Origin of the sequence: Bartonella sp. AA81SXKL, from assembly GCF_042196945.1 — a bacterium.
GTDB lineage: Bacteria > Pseudomonadota > Alphaproteobacteria > Rhizobiales > Rhizobiaceae > Bartonella.
Genome location: NZ_JBHIRH010000277.1, coordinates 1 through 671, shown reverse-complemented (window position 1 = coordinate 671; position 671 = coordinate 1). Strand labels below are relative to the sequence as shown.

The window sequence follows — 671 nt, the reverse complement described above, 5'->3', positions numbered from 1 at the left end:
TTGCCCAAAGCGCCCCATGTGAAGGCACGTGATGGACGACAATGGCATTATAACCCGCAAACTATTTTAAAAGCCTTTGCAGCCAATAAAGGACCGCTTGTGATTGATTATGAGCATGGGCAACATCACCGTGCGAGAAATGGTTTAGAAGCACCTGCCAGTGGCTGGATTGAAGAATTAGCAGAGCGGGATGGTGCGATTTGGGGGCGTGTTAAATGGACCGATATGGCCGCTAAAAAGATTGTTGCCCGAGAATATCGCTATCTTTCGCCGGAGTTTCGCCATTCCAAGAAAGGTGAAATTTTAAATTTAGCAGGTGCTGGTTTGGTGAACCGTCCAGCCCTTGTCATGACGGCTTTAAGCCGTGAACAGCCTTCCCCTATAACTTTGACGGAGAAAATGATGGATTTGACAGCCATTGCCAGTGCACTATCGCTGGCAGAAGATGCTAAAGCGGATGAGGTTTTAGCAACGCTTAAAGCGCGCGAAAAGGAACGCGTGGAATTAAATGCCCAATTAACAAAAGCGCGAGAAGATTTAGCGCTTTTGCAAGAAGAGCAAAAAAATACTGCCATTGAGAGTCTTTTAGATAAGACCATTGAAGAGGGCAAGATTTTGCCGGCTGCTCGCGAGGAATATCGTGCGCTCTGTAGCCTTGAAGGGGGGATGGA

At 47.4% G+C, this 671-nt stretch carries 1 protein-coding gene; it reads left to right on the top strand.

From position 1 onward, the window contains the following. On the top strand, nt 1-671 hold a 671-nt coding region (locus ACFINZ_RS11070), incomplete at both ends, for a phage protease (protein WP_375701542.1).